The organism is [Clostridium] clostridioforme AGR2157 (assembly GCF_000424325.1).
In the GTDB taxonomy this organism is placed as follows: domain Bacteria; phylum Bacillota; class Clostridia; order Lachnospirales; family Lachnospiraceae; genus Enterocloster; species Enterocloster clostridioformis_A.
Genome location: NZ_AUJR01000114.1, coordinates 1 through 2,705, shown reverse-complemented (window position 1 = coordinate 2,705; position 2,705 = coordinate 1). Strand labels below are relative to the sequence as shown.

Sequence of the window (2,705 nt, the reverse complement as noted above, 5' to 3'; positions counted from 1 at the left end):
ATACTAATCGGTCGAGGGCTTATCCAAAAGGTTAAGGGAAAAGAAGGTTTGTGGAACAATCGGAATTCAATATGTGGTTTTGAGGGTACGTAAAAGTACTTGAAATTTTATATCATCTGTGATATATTTATGTACACGGTGATGACGGGGTGTGGCTCAGCTTGGCTAGAGCGCCTGGTTTGGGACCAGGAGGTCGCAGGTTCGAATCCTGTCACCCCGACTTTGAAAATAAAATAATAACATTTATGCGCGAGTGGCTCAGGGGTGGAGCACCACCTTGCCAAGGTGGGGGCCGCGGGTTCGAATCCCGTCTCGCGCTTTTTTGTTGCTTAACCGGAGCTTTGTATTTCTTATTTTACAGGGTGCTCCGGTTTTTTTGCGTTTTTATATTTACCATCCTGAAGTATGATTTAAGTTGATTCTAGGTTCTTGTCCCCGGAAAAGAGTAGTATATTGGAAGTATAAGACTAAGGGAGGGCAACTAATATGAGGGTAACTGATAAGAGCGCAGCGGATAAGAGAGCAACCGGTATGAAAAAATGCTGGATGATGGTAATTGCGGTGTTACTAGCCACTGCTGCTTTGAGTATGAGCGCGTTTGCAGGGCAGTGGAGGCAGGATGATACCGGCTGGTGGTATCAAAATGAGAGCGGCACGTATTTAAAAAATGAATGGTCCTGGATAGACGGAAGATGCTACTATTTTAATGAGGATGGCTATTGTCTCCAAAACACTCAAACACCGGATGGGTACAGCGTTGACGGGCAGGGGGCCTGGATTGAGGGCGGAGTGGTACAGATGCAGCAAGAGGTTCAGGCGCAGATGCAGGAACAGGTAGAGGCGCCGGAACAGGAGCCGGTAGGCGTGCAGGAGCAGAGTCAGGACAGCGGCGCAATAAAACAGATTGGCAATGTGGTTTTCACAGTTCCCGAAGAATTTGTATTTCATTCTTCTGATGAGAGGGGAATATATATGACCAGTGTGGACGGAAGCAGCCTTATCTGCATCATGTCAGAATCCCTCGCGGACTTTGGCGGATATGCAGACCTGGTATATACCTACCAGGAAAGAGTACTGGATACAGCTGTGGAAGCAGAGTTGGGGACACCCCAGTCCAAGACAGCCAGGCAGCTTTCCAGCGGGCTTTGGTACAGTTATCACTATATGGATGCATCTTCCCTGGGCATACCCGGATTTTTGAAGGTTTATGCCAGAATCAATGGAGACAGACTGCAGATGGTCATGTTCGGCGGCTCTATTTTGGCCTTGGATACGGAAGGGATAATGAACAGCTTTACCTTTTTGTGACAGGCAGTCTTGACAGCGGGAAGAGATTATTGTATGATGCAAGTGTACACTTGCTTTTGCGGGAGGATGATATGGATCAGACAGGACAGAATATTATAGATGCAGCCATGGAACTGGTAGTGGAGAGAGGATATACAGCTACCACTACAAAGGATATCGCCAAACGTGCCGGGGTGAACGAGTGTACCATCTTCAGAAAATTCAAGGGGAAGAAGGAAATTGTGCTTCAGGCCATGGGACAGAAAAGATGGCATCCGGATTTGGAACCGGGTGATTTTATGATTGAGACGGGTAATCTGACAGAGGACCTGTGCCAATTTGCCCGTATTTATATGAAAAAAGTTACGCCGGAATTTGTTAAGCTCTCCCTGGGACTGCGCACACCAGAGCTGGTGGAGGATACAAGGGAAGGAATTTTAGCCATTCCCCTGATCTTTAAAACCGGTGTCACGGAATATTTCAGAAAAATGTATGAGAAGGGAAGGCTTATAGCTGATGATTACGAGAGTGTGGCGATGATGTTTTTGTCATTAAATTTTGGATTTGTATTTTTTAAGGCCTCCTTTGGCAGCGGCTTGACTGAGATGGAAGCAGATGAGTATATTGTTAAAATGGTAGATGTATTTGTCCATGGAGTGGCCAAGTAAATATATAAATATATGGTACCATACGGTGCCATTTATTTTTAATAGTTATGCAAGCGTATACTTGCATGGAAAGGAGAAGAAATGAGTTGTTACTTTATTATTTCTGTTTTCCTGGAGTCAGGAAAAGACCGGGCAGATTATGACGATTACATAAAACTGGTCAAGCCTATTGTGGAGGAGCACGGAGGAAAGTATGTGGTGAGAAGCGAAGGGATTGAATATATGGGGAAAGACTGGCGTAATGGGAAAGGAGGGATGTTACCTGGTTGACGCAGGAAAAGGATGTGATAAAAAAATTGAGGAATATATACATAAATTTGGAAAAAACAGAGAAAATATAAATGCTGTACTGTTGACCCATTCCCATCCGGACCATATCGGAGCCTTAAGGCCTATAAAGGAAACGTATTCCTGCTGCGTATATGCCAGCAGGGGAGAGCGGGATTGGATTGAAGATACAGACCTTCAATATGAGAAGCGGCCGATACCTGGCTATTATGGGCTGGTGTGTTTATGCGTTCTGTCATGTCGGATTTAAGCCGGTTCAACCAGGAGAATCATAGGAATTGAAACAGGTTGGATATGGAAAAATGCAAAAAATGAAAAAAGTTGAAAAAACCTGTTGACATTTGTTGAAGCATCTGGTAAGATATCCCTTGCGCTGCGGTGAGTACCAAAAGCGCAAGAGAGTAAGAAATAAAAAAATGAAAAAAGTTGTTGACAAACACAAGCGACTGTGATAAGATATAA

General features: G+C 44.4%; 3 protein-coding genes, 2 tRNA genes and 2 pseudogenes. 6 read left to right on the top strand and 1 reads right to left on the bottom strand.

The genetic code is table 11. The features are described 5' to 3' along the window. Positions 1 to 145: 145 nt before the first annotated feature. From G614_RS0123750 to G614_RS34800, 6 genes and pseudogenes are all read left to right on the top strand, one after another. Positions 146 to 220: transfer RNA gene (locus G614_RS0123750), tRNA-Pro, on the top strand. A gap of 27 nt (positions 221 to 247) precedes the next feature. After that, positions 248 to 319, top strand: a tRNA-Gly gene (locus G614_RS0123745). Positions 320 to 486: 167 nt separating this feature from the next. Beyond that, the gene (locus G614_RS0123740) at positions 487 to 1,308 is read left to right on the top strand and encodes a hypothetical protein (RefSeq protein ID WP_027643865.1); all 822 of its coding nucleotides are present in this window, start codon (positions 487 to 489) and stop codon (positions 1,306 to 1,308) included. A gap of 71 nt (positions 1,309 to 1,379) precedes the next feature. Beyond that, a complete protein-coding gene (locus G614_RS0123735; protein ID WP_027643864.1) occupies positions 1,380 to 1,955 on the top strand; it encodes a TetR/AcrR family transcriptional regulator in 576 nt (191 codons plus the stop codon). An 81-nt stretch (positions 1,956 to 2,036) separates the two neighbouring features. Further along, positions 2,037 to 2,195: pseudogene (locus G614_RS28915) on the top strand (DUF1330 domain-containing protein); the annotation flags it as partial. Further along, a pseudogene (locus tag G614_RS34800) lies at positions 2,194 to 2,463 on the top strand (MBL fold metallo-hydrolase); the annotation flags it as partial. The pseudogenes G614_RS28915 and G614_RS34800, both read left to right, overlap by 2 nt. A gap of 26 nt (positions 2,464 to 2,489) precedes the next feature. Here the strand turns inward: G614_RS34800 and G614_RS32270 are convergent. Beyond that, on the bottom strand, positions 2,490 to 2,705 hold a 216-nt coding region (locus G614_RS32270), incomplete at its 5' end, for a hypothetical protein (RefSeq protein ID WP_207637863.1).

Excerpts from the sequence above, each read along its gene's own strand:
- G614_RS0123740 (WP_027643865.1), top strand. The coding sequence starts at position 487 with ATGAGGGTAACTGATAAGAGCGCAGCGGATAAGAGAGCAACCGGTATG.
- G614_RS0123735 (WP_027643864.1), top strand. The coding sequence starts at position 1,380 with ATGGATCAGACAGGACAGAATATTATAGATGCAGCCATGGAACTGGTA.